The organism is Streptomyces sp. NPDC043680, from assembly GCF_056436685.1.
In genome coordinates, this window is sequence record NZ_JBWKCE010000024.1 from 55396 (window position 1) to 76343 (window position 20948).

Annotated in this window: 16 protein-coding genes; 12 read left to right on the plus strand and 4 right to left on the minus strand. The window is 72.3% G+C overall.

Features of this window, described 5'->3' with window-relative positions; translation table 11 throughout:
* Positions 1 to 132: 132 nt before the first annotated feature.
* The 4 genes from AC0666_RS30835 to AC0666_RS30850 all read left to right on the plus strand — a co-directional run bounded on the left by AC0666_RS30835 (position 133) and on the right by AC0666_RS30850 (position 4268).
* Complete coding sequence (locus tag AC0666_RS30835; RefSeq protein ID WP_468969697.1) at positions 133 to 1272, plus strand: 5-(carboxyamino)imidazole ribonucleotide synthase; 1140 nt, start codon at positions 133 to 135, stop codon at positions 1270 to 1272.
* Positions 1269 to 1805: a 5-(carboxyamino)imidazole ribonucleotide mutase gene (gene purE, locus AC0666_RS30840; protein ID WP_468582002.1), complete on the plus strand. Its 537-nt coding sequence runs from the start codon at positions 1269 to 1271 to the stop codon at positions 1803 to 1805. Before AC0666_RS30835 ends, purE begins: the two co-directional genes overlap by 4 nt.
* Entirely contained in the window at positions 1802 to 3031 is a 1230-nt protein-coding gene (locus tag AC0666_RS30845; RefSeq protein ID WP_468969692.1) for a dipeptidase, read from the plus strand. The genes purE and AC0666_RS30845 overlap by 4 nt, the downstream gene beginning before the upstream one ends.
* Before the next feature lie 148 nt (positions 3032 to 3179).
* A complete protein-coding gene (locus AC0666_RS30850; protein WP_468969689.1) occupies positions 3180 to 4268 on the plus strand; it encodes a dipeptidase in 1089 nt (362 codons plus the stop codon).
* A 134-nt stretch (positions 4269 to 4402) separates the two neighbouring features.
* Here AC0666_RS30850 and AC0666_RS30855 read toward each other — a convergent pair whose 3' ends face one another.
* Positions 4403 to 5746 carry a UDP-glucose dehydrogenase family protein gene (locus tag AC0666_RS30855; protein WP_468582007.1) on the minus strand — a complete coding sequence of 448 codons (1344 nt, stop codon included), beginning with the start codon at positions 5744 to 5746 and terminating at the stop codon, positions 4403 to 4405.
* 194 nt (positions 5747 to 5940) lie between these two features.
* Here AC0666_RS30855 and AC0666_RS30860 point away from each other — a divergent pair, with 194 nt between their 5' ends.
* Complete coding sequence (locus AC0666_RS30860) at positions 5941 to 7098, plus strand: acyl-CoA dehydrogenase family protein (protein WP_361718339.1); 1158 nt, start codon at positions 5941 to 5943, stop codon at positions 7096 to 7098.
* 112 nt (positions 7099 to 7210) lie between these two features.
* On the plus strand, positions 7211 to 8293 hold the full coding sequence (gene manB / locus AC0666_RS30865; RefSeq protein ID WP_468582073.1) for a mannose-1-phosphate guanylyltransferase: 1083 nt from the start codon (positions 7211 to 7213) through the stop codon (positions 8291 to 8293).
* Between the two features lie 59 nt (positions 8294 to 8352).
* Here manB and AC0666_RS30870 read toward each other — a convergent pair whose 3' ends face one another.
* The gene (locus tag AC0666_RS30870) at positions 8353 to 9873 is read right to left on the minus strand and encodes a peptidoglycan recognition protein family protein (RefSeq protein WP_478708815.1); all 1521 of its coding nucleotides are present in this window, start codon (positions 9871 to 9873) and stop codon (positions 8353 to 8355) included.
* 139 nt (positions 9874 to 10012) lie between these two features.
* Between AC0666_RS30870 and AC0666_RS30875 the strand changes: the two genes are divergently transcribed.
* From AC0666_RS30875 to AC0666_RS30890, 4 genes are all read left to right on the plus strand, one after another.
* A complete protein-coding gene (locus AC0666_RS30875; RefSeq protein WP_478708816.1) occupies positions 10013 to 10765 on the plus strand; it encodes a TIGR03089 family protein in 753 nt (250 codons plus the stop codon).
* Between the two features lie 232 nt (positions 10766 to 10997).
* On the plus strand, positions 10998 to 12224 hold the full coding sequence (locus AC0666_RS30880; protein WP_468969678.1) for an LCP family protein: 1227 nt from the start codon (positions 10998 to 11000) through the stop codon (positions 12222 to 12224).
* A 245-nt stretch (positions 12225 to 12469) separates the two neighbouring features.
* Entirely contained in the window at positions 12470 to 14212 is a 1743-nt protein-coding gene (locus tag AC0666_RS30885; protein WP_468969676.1) for an LCP family protein, read from the plus strand.
* A gap of 151 nt (positions 14213 to 14363) precedes the next feature.
* Positions 14364 to 16049: an LCP family protein gene (locus AC0666_RS30890; RefSeq protein WP_468969674.1), complete on the plus strand. Its 1686-nt coding sequence runs from the start codon at positions 14364 to 14366 to the stop codon at positions 16047 to 16049.
* A gap of 69 nt (positions 16050 to 16118) precedes the next feature.
* On the opposite strand, the gene AC0666_RS30895 is transcribed toward AC0666_RS30890, so the two are convergent.
* Positions 16119 to 17159 carry a glycosyltransferase family 2 protein gene (locus tag AC0666_RS30895; protein ID WP_468969671.1) on the minus strand — a complete coding sequence of 347 codons (1041 nt, stop codon included), beginning with the start codon at positions 17157 to 17159 and terminating at the stop codon, positions 16119 to 16121.
* Positions 17160 to 17333: 174 nt separating this feature from the next.
* On the opposite strand from AC0666_RS30895, the gene AC0666_RS30900 reads away from it, so the two are divergent.
* Positions 17334 to 18845, plus strand: coding sequence for an LCP family protein (locus AC0666_RS30900; RefSeq protein WP_478708817.1), 1512 nt, complete (start codon positions 17334 to 17336; stop codon positions 18843 to 18845).
* 6 nt (positions 18846 to 18851) lie between these two features.
* On the opposite strand, the gene AC0666_RS30905 is transcribed toward AC0666_RS30900, so the two are convergent.
* Positions 18852 to 19403, minus strand: a complete 552-nt coding sequence (locus AC0666_RS30905; protein WP_356853454.1) for an acyl-CoA thioesterase — start codon at positions 19401 to 19403, stop codon at positions 18852 to 18854.
* 132 nt (positions 19404 to 19535) lie between these two features.
* On the opposite strand from AC0666_RS30905, the gene AC0666_RS30910 reads away from it, so the two are divergent.
* Positions 19536 to 20900, plus strand: coding sequence for an LCP family protein (locus AC0666_RS30910; protein ID WP_468969665.1), 1365 nt, complete (start codon positions 19536 to 19538; stop codon positions 20898 to 20900).
* Positions 20901 to 20948: the final 48 nt, after the last annotated feature.

Below are 20948 nucleotides of genomic sequence, written 5' to 3' on the forward strand. Positions count from 1 at the left end.
CCCCGGTGGGCCGTCCGTGCCTTCGCACACCGTGCGACGCACGGCACACCGGGAGGATGAGACGAGCCACATCGGCGAGTACGGGCCAGGGCCCGGTCCGGATGGCGGAATACCGGCGGATACTCTGGAGGGGTGACGTTCCCGGTAGTCGGCATGGTCGGCGGCGGACAGCTCGCCCGCATGACCCACGAGGCGGGTATCCCCCTCGGCATCAGATTCAAGCTCCTCAGTGACACCCCACAGGACTCGGCGGCCCAGGTCGTGAACGACGTCGTCATCGGCGACTATCGCGACCTGGAAACGCTGCGCGCCTTCGCGCGCGGCTGCGACGTGATCACCTTCGATCACGAGCACGTACCCACCGAACACCTGCGGGCCCTGGAAGCGGACGGCATCCCCGTCCGCCCGGGGCCCGACGCCTTGGTGCACGCCCAGGACAAGGGGGTGATGCGCGCCAAGCTCGACGAGATCGGCGCGCCCAGCCCCCGCCACCGGATCGTGAGCGATCCGGCGGACGCGGCCGCCTTCGCGGAAGAGGTGGGCGGCTTCCCCGTCATCCTCAAGACCGTGCGCGGCGGCTACGACGGCAAGGGTGTGTGGGTCGTGCGGTCCGTGGAGGACGCGCAGGCCCCCTTCAAGGCGGGCGTCCCGGTCCTGGCGGAGGAGAAGGTCGATTTCGTCCGCGAGCTCGCGGCCAACATCGTCCGCTCCCCGCACGGCCAGGCCGTGGCCTACCCCGTGGTGGAGTCCATCCAGGTCGACGGCGTGTGCGACACGGTGATCGCCCCCGCCCCGAACCTCTCGGAAGCCCTCGCGGGCGAGGCCCAGGCCCTCGCCCTGCGCATCGCCCAGGAGCTCGGCGTGACCGGGCACCTGGCCGTGGAGCTGTTCGAGACCGCCGACGGGCGGATCCTGGTCAACGAACTGGCGATGCGCCCGCACAACAGCGGCCACTGGACCCAGGACGGTGCCGTCACCTCCCAGTTCGCCAACCACGTCCGCGCGGTCCTGGACCTCCCCCTGGGCGACCCGCGCCCCCGGGCCCGCTGGACGGTCATGGCGAACGTGCTCGGCGGGGACTACCCCGACATGTACGCGGCGTACCTGCACTGCATGGCCCACGACCCGCAGCTGAAGATCCACATGTACGGCAAGGACGTGAAACACGGCCGCAAGGTCGGCCACGTCAACACCTACGGCGACGACCTGGACGATGTGCTGGAGCGCGCACGTCACGCTGCCGGCTACCTCAGAGGAACGATCACCGAATGAGCACCGCTACCGCAGGTCCCGTCATCGGCATCGTCATGGGCTCGGACTCCGACTGGCCCGTCATGGAGGCCGCGGCCCAGGCGCTGGACGAATTCGAGGTCTCCTACGAGGTCGACGTGGTCTCCGCGCACCGGATGCCGCGCGAGATGGTCGCGTACGGGGAGCAGGCAGCCGACCGCGGCCTGAAGGCGATCATCGCGGGCGCGGGCGGGGCGGCCCACCTGCCCGGCATGCTCGCCTCGGTCACGCCGCTGCCGGTCATCGGCGTCCCCGTCCCGTTGAAGTACCTCGACGGCATGGACTCGCTGCTGTCGATCGTCCAGATGCCCGCGGGGGTTCCCGTCGCCACCGTCTCCGTGGCCGGGGCGCGCAACGCCGGACTGCTGGCCGTACGGATGCTCGCCGCGCACGACCCGGAGCTGCTGGGCCGGATGCGGGACTTCCAGCAGGAGCTGAACGACCAGGCCACCGAGAAGGGCAAGCGGCTGCGTGCGAAGGTGGCGGGCGCGGAGTCCTTCGGATTCGGCAAGTGAGCGCGGCCGGCGAGGCCGGGGCGGGGCGGGCGGGGGCGGGTGCGGCCGGGCGGCTGGCCGAGGCCCGCGAGCTGCTCGCCGAGCACCCGGTCGTCGACGGGCACAACGACCTGCCGTGGGCGCTGCGCCAGCAGGTGCGCTACGACCTCGACCGGCGTGACATCGCCGCCGACCAGTCCGTCCACCTGCACACCGACATCCCCCGGCTGCGCGCCGGCGGGGTCGGCGCGCAGTTCTGGTCGGTCTACGTGCGCTCCGACTACGCCGGCGACGAGGCGGTCAGCGCCACCCTGGAGCAGATCGACGCCGTCGCCCAGCTGATCGGGCGTTACCCGGCGGACCTCGCACGGGCGCTGACGGCGGACGACATGGAAGCGGCCCGTGCGGACGGCCGGATCGCCTCGCTGATGGGCGCCGAGGGCGGCCACTCCATCAACAACTCGCTGGCCACCCTGCGCGCCCTGCACCGGCTGGGCGTGCGGTACATGACGCTGACGCACAACGACACGATCGACTGGGCGGATTCGGCGACCGACGAGCCGCGCCACGGCGGTCTGAGCGACTTCGGCCGCGAGGTCGTCCGCGAGATGAACCGCATCGGCATGCTCGTCGACCTCTCGCACGTCGCGGAGACGACGATGCGGGACGCGATCGCCGTCTCCGCGGCGCCGGTGATCTTCTCCCACTCGTCGGCGCGGGCGGTCTGCGACCACCCGCGCAACGTGCCGGACGAGGTCCTGGCGCAGCTGCCCGCCAACGGCGGGGTGGCGATGGCCACCTTCGTGCCCAAGTTCATCCTCCCGGCGGCGGTCGAGTGGACCCTCGCCGCGGACGAGAACCTGCGGGCGCACGGATTCCACCCGCTGGACACCACGGCCGAGGCGATGGCCCTGCACCGGGCCTTCGAGGCCGAGCACCCGCGCCCGGTGGCGACGGCCGCCACGGTGGCCGACCACCTGGACCACATGCGGGAGGTGGCCGGCGTCGACCACATCGGCATCGGCGGGGACTACGACGGCACCGCCTTCACCCCGGCCGGGCTGGACGACGTGGCCGGATACCCGAACCTGATCGCGGAGCTCCTCGACCGCGGCTGGTCCCGGGCGGACCTGGCCAAGCTGACGTGGTCCAACGCCGTACGGGCGCTGCGCGACGCCGAAGCGGTGGCGCGCGGGCTCTCCGCGACGCGGGGGCCGTCGAACGCCGTGCTGCAGCCGGTCAGGTAGCGGGCCGCGGCACCGCACGGCGGCTGGGCCATGGGGTGTGACCTGCGGGTTTCACCCGAACGCCCCATCCGCCGGGCGGCCCGGCCGCTGCGCGTGTCACCGTGGCAGAACCCCTCTCCCTGCTGCCGCCGAGACCGGAGCGAACGCCATGGCCGACCTGCAGGACGAACCGAACGCCGGGAACACGGCCTGCACCGCCGACCCGGCCCCCCTCGGCTCCGTCGGCGCCGAGGACGTGCCCGCCGACGCGGCGGCCGGCGCCCTGGAACGGGCCGTCGAGCTGCTGGCCGTCCATCCCGTGGCGGACGGGCACAACACCCTGGTGTGGACGCTGCACCAGAGCCCGTACCACGACATCGACACCCCGGACGCGGGGGTCGACACCGACATCCCGCGGCTGCGGGCCGGCGGGGTGGGCGCCCAGTTCTGGTCCCTGATGCTGCCGCGGGAGGCGGCGTCCCCGGACCAGGTGGTCTCCGACACCCTCGAACAGATCGACGGGGCGCTGGCGCTGATGCGCCGCTATCCCGACAGCCTGTGCTTCGCGCTGACCGCGAACGACATGGCCGATGCCCGCAACCGGGGGCGGATCGCCTCGTTCCTGGGCCCGGTGCCGGGCCGTACGCTGACCGATTCGCTGGGCGCGCTGCGGGCCTTCCACGCCCTGGGCGTACGGATCCTCGCGCCGGCCGGAGCGCCCTGGGCGCGGGACGAGCTGACGGCCTTCGGCCACGAGGTCGTCAAGGAGATGAACCGGCTGGCGATGCTGGTGGACCTGACCGGGTGCAGCCCGACGGTGGCCTGCCAGCTGACCGGGGCCTCCAAGGCGCCGGTGATCGTCTCGCACACCGCGGCCGCCGCGCTGAACCCCCACCCGGGGAACGTGACCGACGAGGTGCTGCTCGCGCTGCGGGAGGCGGGCGGACTGGCGATGGTCACCTTCGACGCCGCGCAGACCGGAGACAGCCTGCACGCGGTGGCCGACCACGTGGACCACGTACGGGCCGTGGCGGGCCCGCACTGCGTCGGCCTGGGCGCCACCTTCGGCAGCGAGCCGGGCGTCCCCCGCCCGACGGGCCTGACCGACGCTTCGGGGTATCCGCGGCTGATCGCGGAACTCCTCGAACGGGGCTGGCCGGAGACCGACCTGGCCCTGCTCACCTGGGGCAACGCCCAACGGGTCCTGCGCGACGCGGAATTCACGGCCCGCGCGGCCCAGCACCGCAAGACCCCGTAGCGCCCTTTCGACGCACGGACTCCGTCCGTCGAGGTCCCCTTTTCCGACGCACCCCTCGCGCCGCTCGGCCCTGGGGGGCCTTGCGGGCTTCGGGGTGCTGCGCCGGACTCCGTCCGTCGGGGCCGGGTCGGCGGTCAGGCGCGGGGGCGGCCCATCGCGCGGTAGGTCCAGTCCGCCGCGCGCCAGGTTTCCGGGTCCAGGGCGTTGCGGCCGTCGAGGATGAGGCGGTCGGTGACGACGGAGCCGAGCTCGACCGGGTCGAGGGTGCGGAACTCCCGCCACTCCGTGAGGTGCAGGACCACGTCCGCGCCCCGGGCCGCCTCCAGGGCCGAGTCGGCGTAGCCGAGCGTCGGGAAGACGCGGCGGGCGTTGTCCATGCCCTTCGGGTCGTAGACGGTGACCTGGCCGCCCTGGAGGTGGATCTGCCCGGCCACGTTCAGAGCGGGGGAGTCGCGGACGTCGTCCGAGTCCGGCTTGAAGGTGGCGCCCAGCACCGCGACCCGCTTGCCGAGGAAGGCGCCGCCGACGGCTTCCCGGGCCAGTTCCACCATGTGCCCGCGGCGGCGCATGTTGATGGAGTCGACCTCTCGCAGGAAGGTCAGGGCCTGGTCCGCGCCGAGCTCGCCGGCGCGCGCCATGAAGGCCCGGATGTCCTTGGGCAGGCAGCCGCCGCCGAAGCCGATCCCGGCGCGCAGGAACTTCGCGCCGATCCGCTCGTCGTAGCCGATGGCCTCGGCCAGCTTGACCACGTCGCCGCCGGCGGCCTCGCACACCTCCGCCATCGCGTTGATGAAGGAGATCTTGGTGGCCAGGAAGGAATTGGCCGCCGTCTTGACCAGCTCGGCCGTCGGGAAGTCGGTCACCACCAGCGGGGTGCCCTCCGACATCGGCGTCTCGTAGACCTCCCGCAGCAGCTTCTCGCCGCGGTCGCCCTGGACGCCGATCACGATCCGGTCCGGGTGCAGGGTGTCCTGCACCGCGAAGCCCTCCCGCAGGAACTCCGGGTTCCACGCCAGCTCCACCTCCGCGCCCGCCGGGGCGAGCTGCGCCAGCTTCGCCGCGAGCCGCTCCGCGGAGCCGACCGGCACGGTCGACTTGCCGACCACCAGGACCGGCCGGGTCAGGTGCGGGGCGAGCGACTCGATGGCGGAGTCGACGTACGACATGTCGCAGGCGTACTCGCCGTGCTTCTGCGGGGTGTTCACACAGACGAAGTGGACGTCGCCGAAGGCGCCGACCTCCTCCCACGACCGGGTGAACCGCAGCCGCCCCGAGGACCCGGGCAGCCCCGCGACGTGCGCGGCGAGCAGCTCCTCCAGCCCCGGCTCGTACATCGGCACCCGGCCCGCGGCCAGCATCTCGATCTTCTCCGGCACCACGTCCAGCCCGAGGACCTCGAAGCCCAGCTCCGCCATCGCCGCGGCATGCGTGGCGCCGAGGTAGCCGGTGCCGATCACAGTGATCTTGAGGGGGGCCATGGGTGCTCCAGAGGTGCGGGGCCGTGTGCGGCAACCGAGCATAGTCGCGCCCGTCGCAGGGGACGCTCACAGGAGCGCCACCGCTGTCATGCAGCTCACGTGCCCCGTACATATCGCTGCGCGGACGCCGGACACTAAGATTTGGGTTACTTAACGGTAGTTAGCACATGGTTCACCTTGGGGAGTGAGAGATCTTGGCGGGTTCTGCCGACTTCGACCTGTACCGCCCGGCCGAGGAGCACGACATGCTCCGAGAGTCCGTCCGCTCGCTCGCCGAGGCGAAGATCCTCCCGTTCGCGGCCGCGGTCGACGAGGAATCCCGCTTCCCGCAGGAGGCGCTGGACGCCCTGGTCGCCAACGACCTGCACGCCGTGCACGTCCCGGAGACCTACGGCGGCGCGGGCGCCGACGCCCTCGCCACCGTGATCGTGATCGAGGAGGTGGCCCGCGTGTGCGCCTCCTCCTCCCTGATCCCGGCCGTGAACAAGCTCGGCTCCCTCCCGGTGATCCTCTCCGGCTCCGAGGAGCTCAAGGCCAAGTACCTCGGCCCGCTGGCCAAGGGCGACGCGATGTTCTCGTACGCGCTCTCCGAGCCCGACGCGGGCTCCGACGCCGCGGGCATGAAGACCCGCGCCGTGCGCGACGGGGACTTCTGGGTCCTCAACGGCGTCAAGCGCTGGATCACCAACGCGGGCGTCTCCGAGTACTACACCGTCATGGCGGTCACCGACCCGGAGAAGCGCTCCAAGGGCATCAGCGCCTTCGTCGTCGAGAAGGGCGACGAGGGTGTCTCCTTCGGCGCCCCGGAGAAGAAGCTCGGCATCAAGGGCTCCCCGACCCGCGAGGTCTACCTCGACAACGTGCGCATCCCCGCCGACCGCATGATCGGCGCCGAGGGCACCGGCTTCGCCACCGCGATGAAGACCCTCGACCACACCCGCATCACCATCGCCGCCCAGGCGCTCGGCATCGCCCAGGGCGCCCTGGACTACGCCAAGGGCTACGTCCAGGAGCGCAAGCAGTTCGGCAAGCCGATCGGCGACTTCCAGGGCGTGCAGTTCATGCTCGCGGACATGGCCATGAAGATCGAGGCCGCCCGCCAGCTGACGTACGCGGCCGCCGCCAAGTCCGAGCGCGTCGACGGCGACCTGACCTTCTTCGGCGCCGCCGCCAAGTGCTTCGCCTCCGACGTGGCCATGGAGGTCACCACGGACGCGGTCCAGCTGCTCGGCGGATACGGCTACACCCGTGACTACCCGGTCGAGCGCATGATGCGCGACGCCAAGATCACGCAGATCTACGAGGGCACCAACCAGGTCCAGCGCATCGTCATGGCGCGCAACCTGCCGTAGCGGCACCGTCGGCCGGGGGCGGCGGCGTGATTCCGCCGCCCCCGGGCTGCGAGGCCCCCCGGATGGGCTAACTTTGGACCTTCGGACTCCCGAACCGGGTGGGGAGAGGCAAATTTTGGAAGCGATCCTGCTGGTCGGGGGGCAGGGGACGCGTCTGCGCCCCGTCACGGTCAACACCCCGAAGCCGATGGTGCGCGCGGCCGGCGTGCCCTTCCTCGCCCACCAGATAGCGCGGGCGGCGGCAGCCGGCGTCACCCACATCGTGATGGCCACCTGCTACCTCGCCGAGGTCTTCGAGCCCTACTTCGGCGACGGGTCCGCGTTCGGCGTCAGCCTCGAATACGTCGTCGAGGACGAGCCGCTCGGCACCGGCGGCGCCATCCGCAACGCGGCGCAGCGCCTGACCGGCGGCCCCGACTCCCCGGTGCTCGTCTTCAACGGCGACATCCTCACCGGCCTGGACATCGCCGGCCTCGTCGACTCCCACCGGGCCGCCGCCGCGGACGTCTCCCTGCACCTGGTGCAGGTCGAGGACCCGCGCGCCTTCGGCCTGGTGCCCACCGACCCGGACGGGCGGGTGCTGGCCTTCACGGAGAAGCCGCAGACGCCCGAGGAGATCATCACCGACCAGGTCAACGCCGGCTGCTACGTCTTCCGCCGCAGCGTGATCGACTCGATCCCGGCGGGCCGCCCCGTCTCGGTCGAGCGCGAGACCTTCCCCGGGCTGCTCGCCTCCGGCGCGAAACTGCACGGCGTCACCGAGAACACGTACTGGCTGGACCTCGGCAAGCCCGAGTCCTTCGTCCAGGCCTCCGCCGACCTGGTGCGCGGCGTCGTCGCCTCCCCGGCGGTCCCCGGCCCCCGCGGGGAGGCACTGGTCCTGCCCGGCGCGAGTGTCGCGCCCGGGGCCGAGCTCTCCGGGGGCACCGTCGTGGGCGCGGGCGCCCGGATCGGGGCGGGTGCCGTGGTGCACGGCTCGATCGTGCTCGACGACGCGGTCATCGGCGCGGACACCCGGGTCCGGGCGAGCCTGATCGGTGTCGCCGCCTCGGTGGGCGCGCGTACGGTCCTGGAGGGGGCGGTCGTCGGCGACCGCGCCGTCGTGGGGTCGGACAACGAGCTGCGCGGCGGAGCCCGCGTGTGGTGCGAGGCGGAGCTGCCGCCCGCGGCGGTGCGCTTCTCCTCCGACCGCTGAACCGCGAGGGCCCCGGAGGATCTCCCCGGGGCCGTTCGGCCTGATCCCGAAGACAGCCCCTACGGGCGGCCCTGGAGCTTGGCCGAGGAGACGCGGGTCGGGGGCAGCTGCCCGTACAGGAGGCGGCCGGGGCATTCCGTGGCGAAGCCGTCGCGGTGCCCCGAGATGACGTTCATCTTGACGTTGGTGCCCTTCGTGAAGCGGTTGCCGCCGCCCGACTTGAGGGTGGTCTTGGCGCGCGGGTCGCGGTTGAACAGGCCCAGCTTCCACGCCGTCAGGCGGGCCACCGCACTCACCGCGGCCGCCGGCGGGGTGGTGCTCGTGTACGTGCCGAGCACCGCGATGCCCATGCTGTCCGTGTTGAACCCCATGGTGTGCGCCCCGAGGACCGCCTTCGCGACGCCGCCCGCCCGGCCCTCGTAGACGGTTCCGCACTTGTCGACGGCGAAGTTGTAGCCGATGTCGCGCCAGCCGAGGCTGACGACGTGGTAGCGGTACAGGCCGCGGAGCACCGCCGGGGCGTCCTTGCAGGCGTAGTTGTTGCCGGAGGCGGTGTGGTGGACGAAGGCCGCCTTGACGGTGTTCGTGTAGACGAAGCCCTTCTCGCGCAGGTTCTCGTCGGCGCCCCAGCCCTTGCGGGTGATGATCCTCGGCCGCGGGCCGATATACGGGCGGGAGGCCGCGGTGAGTTCGCCGTCGCTCGCGAGGATCGCGTCGGCGGTGGAGTCGGCCTTGTCGAGGGCGGTGATCTCGGCCGCGCCGAGCGGGGCCAGGGGGACGTTGGCGGAGGAAGCCTCCGCCATCTCCATGGTCATGCCCGGCAGGGTCACCACGTCGCCCTTGTCCTCGCCCTCGGGGTCGTCGACCGCATCCACGGCGTCCACCGCGTCCACCGCGCCGGCTGCGCCGTTCGGGCCGGCCGGGCCGTTCGGACCGGTCGCGCCGTCGGGGTCGTCCGCGCCGTCCGCGCCGTTCTTGGCGTCGACCACCGTCACCGGGTCCGTCGCGCCCGGGTCGACCAGTTCGATGCGCATGCCCGACGGGAGCCGGTGCGCGGCGGAGGCGCGCAGGCCGGGCGCCGCGGGTTCGGCCCGGACGCGGACCTCCACGGCGTCGGAGTCGCCCACCCACAGGGGGGCGGTGCTGCCGCGGACCCGGCCGGAGCCTCGCTCGGCGGCGTCCGGGTCGGCGGCGTGCTCACCGTTGTGGGTCTCCAGGTCCTGCCAGTCGGACCAGACCCCCGTCCCCGCGGAACGGGTGCGGACCTGGACGCGGCCGGACAGCTCGGTGCCCGCGTCGTCCCAGACCACGCCGACCAGCGAGAACCTCTTGACCTCGTGCGGGGCGAGGCCCCGGGTCTCGGGCAGCCGTGGCGAGGCGCTCATACCGGGTACGCCGGGAGACCGGTCGGCCGAGGGTCCCAGGGGGACGAGCGGCAGCGACTGGGTCGACCCCGCGGGGGTTACCGGGGAGGCTGCGGACGGGGACGCGGCGGCCTGGGCCGGAGTGGCGAGCGAGAGCGGCAGGGCCAGTGCGGCCGCGGTCGCGACGGCGATCGAGGAAGCAAGGAATCCACGCATGGAAGAGATGCTGTGCACGCACACCCCGGGCCGCCATTTGAGAACTGATGGCCCGTCCGGTCGGCGGGCCCCCGCGCTCGCTCGTACGGAGCAGTCGCCGACGGCCGTACGGGGGAGGGCGCCGCGTACGCTGGGCCGGGTGAACGCCACTGACCGCACCCCTGCCGACCTGCTGCGATCCGCGCTCGCCGCCGATCCGGGCCGCCCGCTCGTCACCTTCTACGACGACGCCACGGGCGAGCGCGTCGAATTGTCCGTCGCCACCTTCGCCAATTGGGTGGCCAAGACCGCCAATCTGCTCCAGGGCGACCTGGGCGCCGGGCCCGGTGACCGGCTCGCCCTGCTGTTGCCCGCGCACTGGCAGAGCGCCGTGTGGCTGCTCGCCTGCGCCTCGGTCGGGGTGGTCGCCGAGGTGGGCGGCGACCCGGCCGACGCCGACCTCGTGGTGAGCGGGCCCGACACCCTGGAGCAGGCCGCGGCCTGCTCCGGCGAGCGGATCGCGCTCGCGCTGCGTCCGCTGGGCGGGCGGTTCCCGCAGCCGCCCGCCGGGTTCGCGGACTACGCGGTGGAGGTGCCCGGACAGGGCGACCGGTTCGCTCCCTTCGTCCCCGTCGACCCGGACGGCCCGGGGCTGGTCGTCGGCGGCGAGGAGCTCTCGTACGCACGGATCGTCGAGCGGGCCCGCGAGGACGCGGCGGGGCTCGGCCTGGGCGAGGGCTCCCGACTGCTGTCGGCGCTCGGCTACGACTCCTGGGCGGGACTGTCGGCGGGCCTGTACGCGGCCCTCGCGGCGGGCGGGTCGGTCGTGCTCTGCCGGAACCTGGACCGGCTGTCGGCGGACGGCCTGGCCCAGCGGACGGAGAGCGAGCGGGTCACCCACACCGCCCGGTAGCCCCGGGCCGCCCCGGCCCTTCCGGCGCCCGGCCCGTCACGCTCCGCTACCCCTCGTCACCCACTTCGCCCAGCCGCGAACTCGGGCGATTTGTCACCCGTACGGCCCTTGACCGGGCCCTGCCCCCGGGCCGCCGCGGCATCCCGGGGGCAGGATCGGCACAGGTCGTGCGTACACCCGTACGGCCCGCAGGTCACCACACAGCCACGAGCGGTGAGGGGACGGTAAGCGAGTGACGGACAGCGCAGGCATACCCGGCAGTACCGGCGCCGCCGGAGGCTCCCCGGAGCCCCCGCGCAGCCGCCGGCGCCGACTGCTGCGCTGGATCGGGCTCGCCATGGTCCTGCTGGTGCTGGCCGGGACGGCCGCGGGCTGGTGGATCTACTCCAAGCTCGACGGGAACATCACCCAGGACACCTCCGCGGCGGCCGAGCTGGAGCGGTACGAGCGGGAGCGCCCGACGCGCCTGGCGGGCGGCTCGCAGAACATCCTGCTGATCGGCTCGGACTCGCGCTCCGGCAAGGAGAACGCCCGCTACGGGCCGGACCAGGGCACCCAGCGCTCGGACACCGCGATCCTGCTGCACCTGCCGGCCGACCGGAAGAGCGCGACGGCGGTCTCGATCCCCCGGGACCTGATGACGCGGATCCCGAGCTGCCTGACACCGGGCGGCAGCCGCACCTCCGAGCAGCTCGCGCAGTTCAACTGGGCGTTCCAGTGGGGCGGGGCCGCCTGCACGATCCGTACGGTGGAGAAGCTCACCGGGATCCGGATCGACCACCACATGGTGGTGGACTTCGGCGGCTTCAAGAAGATGGTCGAGGCGGTCGGCGGGGTGGAGGTCTGCCTCAAGCAGCCGATGAACGACCCCGAGGCCCGGCTGAAGCTCCCGGCCGGCCGGCAGACCCTGCACGGTGAGCAGGCCCTCGGCTTCGTCCGCGCCCGCTACAGCCTGGGCAACGGCAGCGACACCGACCGGATGGCGCGCCAGCAGCAGTTCCTCGGCTCGCTGGTCAAGAAGGTGCAGAGCAGCGGGGTGCTGCTGAACCCGGCGCGGCTGTACCCGCTGCTGGACGCCGCGACCTCCTCGGTGACCACCGACCCGGGGCTGGCCTCGCTGCGGGACCTGTACGAGCTGGCCCGCGGCATCAGGGGGATCCCCACCGGCCAGGTGAGGTTCCTGACCGTGCCCCGGCGGCCGTACGCGGCCAACCCGAACCGGGACGAACTCGTACAGCCCGCGGCGACCCGGCTGTTCGAGCAACTGCGGGCGGACCGGCCGCTGACGGTGACCCCGCCGAAGTCGGCGGCGCCGCAGCCGACCGGAACCGGCCGGAAGCCGGGCGCCCCGCAGGGCGCCCGCGACGGGGCGAGCCCTTCCCCGTCGGGAACCGGTACGGCCCCCGCACCCGTCCCCACCTTCACCGGGACCACCGCCGACGCGGCCGACTGCCGGTAAAACAATCGCCAAAGCGGCCCCCGAACCAGCCTCGAACCAGCCCCGAACCAAGAGGCTTGGGAGTTTTGCCCCGTTATAAGGGGAGTGGAATTTGTCACCAGCATGGTTTGGAGCAGACCGGGGCGGATAAGGTGAGCGGTCCGGTGCCCCGGCCAGCAAAGAGGCCGTGCACCAGCAGCCGGATCGTTGACCGGGCGCCTTGGGGGAGGCGCGTCGCGAGGCACCGACGGAGGATTCGAGCAACCGTGGATGCGCAAAGCCGTGGGCGGGCAGACGAGATCGACCCCGCAGACCAGTGGGTACTCAACCCCCGCACCGGCAACTACGAACTGCGACTGGACCGCTCCGCTGCGCAGCAGCAGCCCCCGGTCGCCGCTCCCCGCAGACCCTCCTCGGCCCGCCCCGGCGTGCCGGCCGGCCCCAAGCCCTCCTCGCCCTCGCCGTCCCCCGCGGTCCCCGGGCCGCGCCGCGGCGACGGCCCCCCCGGGCGGCGCACCGGCCGCAAGGGCGGCGGCGGAGGCGGGCGCCGCAAGAGGATCCTGGTCATCACCGGCGGCACCCTCGCCTTCCTGCTGGTCGCGGGTTCGGTGGGCGCGTACCTCTACTACGACCACCTGAACAACAACCTCAACGTCACGGACGTCGGGGACGCGGGCACGGGCGGGTTCAAGAAGGACCAGCCCATCAACATCCTGGTCATCGGCACCGACAAGCGCAGCGGCGCGGGCAACGAGGGCTACGGGGACGCGGAGAGCGTCGGCCACGCCGACACCACGATCCTGTTCCACGTCGCCAAGGACCGCACCAACGCGACCGCCCTGTCGATCCCGCGCGACCTGATCACGAACGTCCCGGCCTGCCCGACGAAGCAGCCGGACGGCTCGACGAAGACCGTCCCGGCCACCAAGGGCACCCGCTTCAACACGAGCCTCGGCCAGGAGGGCCGCGACCCGGGCTGCACGATGCGCACGGTCAAGGAGCTCACCGGGATCACGGTCGACCACTTCATGATGGTCGACTTCAACGCGGTGAAGGTGCTGAGCACGGCGGTCGGCGGTGTGCCCGTGTGCCTCGCCAAGCCCGTCGACGACAAGGACTCCAAGCTGAAGCTGGACGCGGGCGAGCACCGGCTCCAGGGCGAGGAGGCCCTGGCCTTCGTCCGGACCCGGCACGCCCTCGGGACCGGGAGCGACCTCGACCGCATCAAGACCCAGCAGCAGTTCCTGAGTTCGATGATGCGCGAGATGAAGTCGAAGGAAACGCTGACCAGTCCGAAGAAGTTCTTCTCCCTCGCCGAGGCGGCCACCAAGTCGCTGACCGTGGACTCGGGGATAGGGTCCATCGACAAGCTCACCAATCTGGCGGGCGAGTTGAAGGACATGAACCTGAAGAACGTCACCTTCACCACCCTGCCGGTGCTCGACAACCCGGCCGAGCCCCCGGGCAAGAAGGCGACCGTCGTCGTCCAGACGGCGCTGGCCGACCCGCTCCTGCAGATGATCCGCAGCGACGTCTCGCTCACCGAGGTCGAGCAGAAGGAGCAGGCCGCCAAGGACGCGGCCGACGCCGCGACCAAGGCCAAGCAGGACGCCCTCCTGCAGGGTGAGCGCGCCGCCGCCAAGGACGTACGGGTGGACATCTTCAACGGAGGCGGCCCCGGCGGCTCCGCCTCCACGACCCTGACCTGGCTGCAGAACAGCAAGGGCGTGACCAGGGCCAGCAACCACGGCAATGCGCCCGCCAAGGTCGACGCGACCCAGCTGGAGTACGCGCCCAACCAGGCCGACCAGGCGCGGGCGTTGGCGGACATGATGGGCCTGCCGGCCTCGGCGCTGAAGATGGGCTCGGCGGACGCCGCGCCCAAGACCCCGATGAAGCTCACGCTCGGCGCGGACTTCAAGGGGGCGGGGGTCTCGCTGACGGCGCCGCAGAAGGCGCCGGAGGACATCCAGCGGGTCGAGGCGGACAAGGCGGTCTGCGCCAAGTAGGCGGAGCACGCAGGACGGCCGGGCCCGCCCGGCCGTCCTGGCGAGCCCGAGAACGAGTACGGCGATCGACGGCCGGCCGACCACCGGCCGGTCACCGACCTGTGCCGGTACGACCGGCACACAAGACCAGAGTGATCTTGAGGGGGGACGCGTGAGGCACAGCAGCGTGCGGGGGGAGGGGGCGCCCGCCCAGACCGGCGGTGGCATATCCGGCGGTGGCGCGGAGGCGCCGGGAGCCGTTCCCCCACCGCGGAACGGCGGGGGCCGCGACGGCACGCCGCCCCGGCGGGGACGGCGGCGCATACTGCGCTGGGTCGCCTCCGTCCTGGCGTTCCTCATACTCGGGACGGCGGCGGCCGGCTACCTCTACTACCGCCACCTCAACGGCAGCATCAAGACGGACCCGCTGAACCTCGGCGAGAACAAGCTGGGCGGCTCCAAGCCCAACGCCTTCGGGCAGACCCCGCTGAACATCCTCCTCATCGGCTCCGACGCCCGTGACGACGCGGCCAACCAGGCCCTCGGCGGGGCCAAGGACACCTTCGACGGCCCGCCGCTGGCGGACGTGCAGATGCTGCTGCACCTGTCGGCGGACCGCAGCAACATGTCGGTCGTCTCGATGCCGCGCGACACGATGCTGATGATGCCGAAGTGCACCGAGCCGAACGGCAAGGTCCACCCGGCCAGCACTCGCCTCGTCCAGACCAACGAGTCCCTCAGCCGCGGCGGCCCGGGCTGCACCGTCGCCGCCTGGCAGGAACTGACCAAGATCCCGATCGATCACTTCATGATGATCGACTTCAAGGGTGTGGTGACGATGGCGGACGCCATCGGCGGCGTACCGGTCTGCGTCCAGCAGAACGTGGAGTCGCGCACCAAGGACGGCAAGGGCTCCGGCCTGAAGCTGTCGGCCGGCGAGAACGTCATCCAGGGCGAGCAGGCCCTGCAGTGGCTGCGCACCCGCTACGGCTTCGAGGACGGCACCGACCTCGGCCGCACCCACGCCCAGCACATGTACATGAACTCCATGGCCCGCGAGTTCCGCAAGAACGCCAAGCTCAGCAACCCGGTGAAGCTCAACAGCCTGGCGCAGGCGGCCATCAAGGCCATGGTCGTGGACCCCGGCCTGAACAAGATCGACAAGCTGTACGACCTCAGCGTGGAGCTCAAGAAGGTCCCCACCGGGCGGATCACGATGACCACCATGCCGTGGGTGTACAGCACCCGGGAGGAGGGCCGGGTCGAGCCTAAGCCGGGCGAGGCCGAGGACGTGTTCCGGATGGTCCGCGAGGACATCGCGCTCGACGGCAAGGGGTCCGGGAACCCGGCCGCCACCCCCTCGGCACCGGCCGCCTCGGGCTCTCCGGCGACGCCGTCGCCTTCCACCGCCCCGTCCCAGCCCGCCGCCGTCCCGGCCGCGCCCCCCGCGAAGGTCGCGGTCACGGTCCGCAACGCCACCGGAGGCAAGGACGGCAGCCAGGCCAGGGTCAAGGCCCGGGCCGACACGGTCACCTCGCTGCTGGCCGCCAAGGGCTACACGAAGGCGGCCGCCAGCGCCCAGGCCGCCGCTGAGGACACCACCGTGATCCGCTTCTCCGCCCCGGGCCAGGCGGCCGACGCGACGGCCCTGGCCACCGCCCTCGGCCTGCCGGCGAGCTCCGTGGAGAAGTCCGACGACGTCACCGGGATCACCCTGTTCGTGGGCAAGGACTGGCGGACGGGCGACGCACCGACCCCGCCGCCGCCCGCCCCGACCAAGGCCCCCGACTCCGCGCGCCCGCTCAACGGGGACAACGACAAGGAGTGCATGGCGATCCAGCCGGGCTTCACCTGGTAGGGCCGCGAGCAGAACGCGAAGGGGCCCGGTGGTGCTGTCGGACGACAGCACCACCGGGCCCCTTCCGGGTTACGGCAGCCGGGGCTGGACCTCGGTGGTGTCGCGGCGCACGGCCGGGCGGCGGCTCGCGATGACCTTGTCCGCAAGAGCGCGCGGGCTGGTCAGGAACCCGAAGCCCCAGGACATGTGCATGGTCGCCATGGCCACCGGGATCTGCGCGCGGGCCTTGAGCGAGAGGCCCTTGCCCGCCGGGACGGAGCCGAGGCCGATCGCCGCGAGGTAGCCCGCCGGGATCACGAACGCCCACGGGGTCACGGTCGCTCCGACCACCACACCGGCTGCGATCGCGCAGACGGCGGCCGGAGAGGCGAGGTAGCGCAGGTTGATCGAGCCCGAGTGGTAGCGCGCGACCACGTGGCGCCAGCGCCCGTAGTCCTTGTACTGCTTGGCGAGCGCCCGTACGGAGGGCCTCGGGCGGTACTGGACCTTCAGCTCGGGCGAGAACCAGATGAGCCCGCCGGCCTCGCGGATGCGGAAGTTCAGCTCCCAGTCCTGGGCGCGGATGAACTCCTCGTTGTAGCCGCCCGCCTGCTCCAGCGCCTCGCGGCGGAACACCCCCAGGTAGACGGTGTCGGCCGGGCCCGCCTTGCCGCCCGTGTGGAACGCGGCGTTGCCGACTCCCAGCCGGGAGGTCATCGCGGCGGCGACAGCCTCCTCCCAGGCGTTCTCGCCCTCGGCGTGCATGATGCCGCCGACGTTCTGCGCGCCGGTCTCCTCCAGGAGGCGGACCGCGGTGGCGATGTAGTTCGGCGAGAGCATGCCGTGACCGTCGACGCGCACCACGATCGGGTGACGCGAGGCCTTGATGGCGGCGTTGAGGGCGGCCGGGGTACGGCCGGAGGGGTTCGGAACGGTGACGACGCGGGGGTCTTCGCGTACGAGCTCGGCGGCGATCTCGTCGGTGCGGTCCGTGGACGGCCCCAGCGCGATCACCACCTCCATCTCACCTGCGTACTCCTGTCCGAGGATGTGACGGACGGAGTCACGCAGGTGGCGCTCCTCGTTGAGCACCGGCATGATCACCGAGACTGCGGGCTGCTGGGCGGGCATGTGGTCCTTCACGGTCGGGTATCGGTGTCACGTTACCGCGTACGGGGGAAACGGGTGCGCGCCGCCTGATCGGTCGGGACGGACGCTGATCGTATGGGCCTACTGTTCTGACGATCTGCCTTATATGCCCGGGTCGTCCCTTTCGGCCCCTGCTGCCTCGCGGAGGTGTCCCCCGTGCCCCAGCCGCACCGACCCACCCGAACCGCCAGGCCCCCGCAGCCGCCCCGTGCGCGCCGCGGCGGTGCCCCGGCCCGGCGCCGGGGCACCGGACCCCGGTGGGGGGTACGGCTCGCGGGCGGGCTCGCGGTGCTGGTGCTGGGCTCCGGCGCCGTCGGCCACGCCGTGATGACCGGAGTGGACACCGGGATCGAGCGGGTGGACCCCTTCAAGGACATGAAGAACCGCCCGGAGGCGGGGCACGGGCTGAACATCCTGCTGGTCGGCACCGACGGCCGCGACAAGATCACCCAGCGGGACAAGCGCGAATACCGCCTCGGCGGCGACCCCTGCCACTGCACCGACACCGTGATGCTCGTGCACCTGTCCGCCGACCGCGAGCGGGCCAGCGTGGTCAGCCTGCCCCGCGACAGCTACGCGCAGCTGCCCGCCCACCGCGACGAGTCGACCGGGCAGCAGCACGGCCCCCACCCGGTGAAGCTGAACGCCGCCTATGCGGAGGGCGGCCCGCAGCTCACCGTCCGCACCGTCGAGAGCATGACCCGAGTCAAGATCGACCACTACCTGGAGGTCGACTTCACCAGCTTCATGAAGACGGTCGACGCCCTGGGCGGCGTGGAGATCTGCACCGCCAAGACCCTCCGCGACGAGAAGACCGGCCTGGACCTGCTGCCCGGAACGCACCGGCTGCGCGGCGGAGAGGCCCTGCAGTACGTCCGCTCGCGCCACGTGGACGGCGCCGCGGACCTCGGGCGGATGCAGCGCCAGCAGCGGTTCCTCGCCGCACTGGTCAAACAGGCCACCGGCAGCGGGGTGCTGCTGAACCCGGTGAAGTTCAAGGAGGTCAGCTCCACCCTGCTGAGCTCCGTCCGGGCCGACCGGGGCTTCGGCTCGGAGCAGATGCTCGCCCTGGGGCAGGCCATGCGCGAGTTCAGCCCCTCCTCCTCGGAGTTCGCCTCGGTGCCGGTCGGCGACCCCTCCTACCCGGTCAAGGGCATCGGCTCCACCGTCAAATGGGACGAGCCGAAGGCCGCGAAGCTCTTCCAGGCCCTGCGCGACGACCAGCCCCTCACACCGCCCCGCCCGCCCCGCCCGACAGGCACGTCCGCCCCTGGCCGGCCCTCCCCGCCCCCCGCGGTGCCGGTGGACGTCCCCCCGCAGCAGATCAGGGTGCGGGTGGAGAACGGCACCCGGATCGACGGGCTGGGCGGCCGCGTGGACGCCGCGCTGCGCGGCACAGGCTTCGACACCACCGGCGCCCCGGGCAACGGCGCCGGCCGCAACGTGAAGCGCACGGTGATCGCGTACGACCCGCGCTGGGACCGCTCCGCCCGTACGGTGTCCACCGCCCTGCCCGGCAGCGAGCTGCGGCCGGTGCGCGGCCAGGGGCGGACGGTGCTGGTGATCGCCGGCGCGGACTACAAGAAGGTGGTCCCGGTCCGGCCGGAGGACCCCTCGGAGGGGCCGTTCGGCGTGGTCAGCGGGGACCAGGTCGTCTGCCGCGGCTGAGCAGGCTCAGTCGTCGTCGAAGCCCTGGGCCGCCCGCTCCTCGCGCAGGGCCATGATCGCCCGGCGCCGGGCCAGCCGGTGGGTGCGGCGGATCTGCGCCTCCTGGTTGCGCCGCCGGTCCTGGTCGCTCTCGGGGAGCACGGGCGGGACCGTACGCGGCTTGCCCTCGGAGTCCACGGCGGTGAAGACGAGGTAGGCGCTGCCGACCTGGGTGGCCGGGGTCGACTCGTTCCAGCGCTCGGCGAGGACCCGTACGCCGATCTCCATGGAGGAGCGGCCGGTCCAGTTGCACTGGGCCTTCACGTGGACCAGGTCCCCGACGCGGACCGGGGCCAGGAAGGCCATCTCGTCCATGGATGCGGTCACGGCCGGGCCGCCCGAGTGGCGCCCGGCGACGGCTCCGGCCGCGTCGTCCACCAGCTTCATGATCACGCCGCCGTGCACCGTGCCGAGGAGGTTGGTGTCGTTGGCCGTCATGATGTGGCTGAGGGTGGTCCGTGAGGCGGAGACCGGCTTGCCCTGCGGGTCCTGCGCCGGTTCGCCCGGTATCTCTGTCATACGGCCACCTTAAAGGCCCGTCTTCCGGATCATGCCCGGAAGCCGTCGCGGATGCATCAGCTGTGCAACAGCACCGATACGAAGCCCTCCCGGACTGTCCTGCACCTCACGCGACCGGGCATCCTAGGCCGCATGAGTGAGTGGCCAGAAGGGCGCGGCGACGCCCGCGACGACGGGTACGGGCGCGGCAGCGCACAGGCGCAGCCGGAGGGCGCGCGCCGGATGCCGCACGTCCGGCGCCGGCAGCAGGGGCTGCCGCAGCAGCAGCCCCAGCGGCCCGCGCAGCCGCAGCAGCCCCCCGCCCGGCCGGGCCGCCCGCCCGCGTACGGGGTGCCGCCGCAGCACGCCCAGGGCCACGACTCGTACGAGGGCGGCTACGACAGCGGGTACAACACCGGCCAGGTCTACGGCACCCCCCAGCGGCCCGGCGGCCCGGGAGGCCCGGGCGGGCCACGCAGGCCGGGCGGTCCCGGCGGTCCCGGCCCCAGCGGGGACCCGCTCCACGTCGTGGCGCACGTCGACTGGCGCAGGCGGATCAAGATCGGGTCGATCGTGCTCGTCTCGGCGCTGCTGGCGACCGGTATCGGCACCTACTTCTGGGCCGACTCCAAGGTGCGCCGCGAGGTCGACCTCTCCAAGGTCATCGAGCGCCCGAAGGAAGGCGACTGCACGACGTACCTCATCGTCGGCTCCGACAGCCGCGAGGGCATGTCCGACGAGGAGAAGAAGAAGCTCCACACCGGCTCCGCCGAGGGCAAGCGCACCGACTCGATGATGATCCTGGCGTCCTGCTCCAGCGGGAACACCATGGTCTCCCTGCCGCGCGACTCCGACGTGGAGATCCCCTCGTTCGTCGGCTCCGAATCGGGCAAGAAGTACGCCGGCACGGGCAAGCACACCAAGCTCAACGCGGCCTACGCGGACGACGGCCCCGAGCTGCTCGTGCGCACCGTGGAGTTCAACACGGGCCTGCGCATCGACCACTACGCGGAGATCGGCTTCGCCGGCTTCGCCAACATCGTGGACGCGCTGGGCGGCGTGGACATGAACATCGAGAAGGGCTTCAAGGACGAGAAGTCGGGCGCCGACTTCAAGGCGGGCGAGCAGACCCTCAACGGCGAGCAGGCCCTGGCCTTCGTACGGACCCGGTACGCCTTCGCCGAGTCCGATCTCGCCCGGACGAAGAACCAGCAGAAGTTCCTGTCGACGCTGGCGAGCCAGGCGGCGACGCCGGGCACGATCCTCAACCCGTTCAAGCTCTACCCGGTCCTGGGCGCGGGCCTGGACACGCTGATCGTGGACAAGGACATGTCCCTGTGGGACATGGGCGAGATGTTCTTCGCGATGAAGGGCATCAGCGGCGGCGAGGGCGTCTCGATGAACATGCCGATCGCGGGCGAACGGGGCGGCAACCTCCTGTGGGACAAGCCCAAGATGCAGCAGCTGGTCAAGCAGATCCAGAACGACGAGAAGGTGACGGTCACCGGCAACCGCTGACCGTCACCGGCGGCACCCGCTGACCCGTACGGGGCCCTCCCCCGGGAG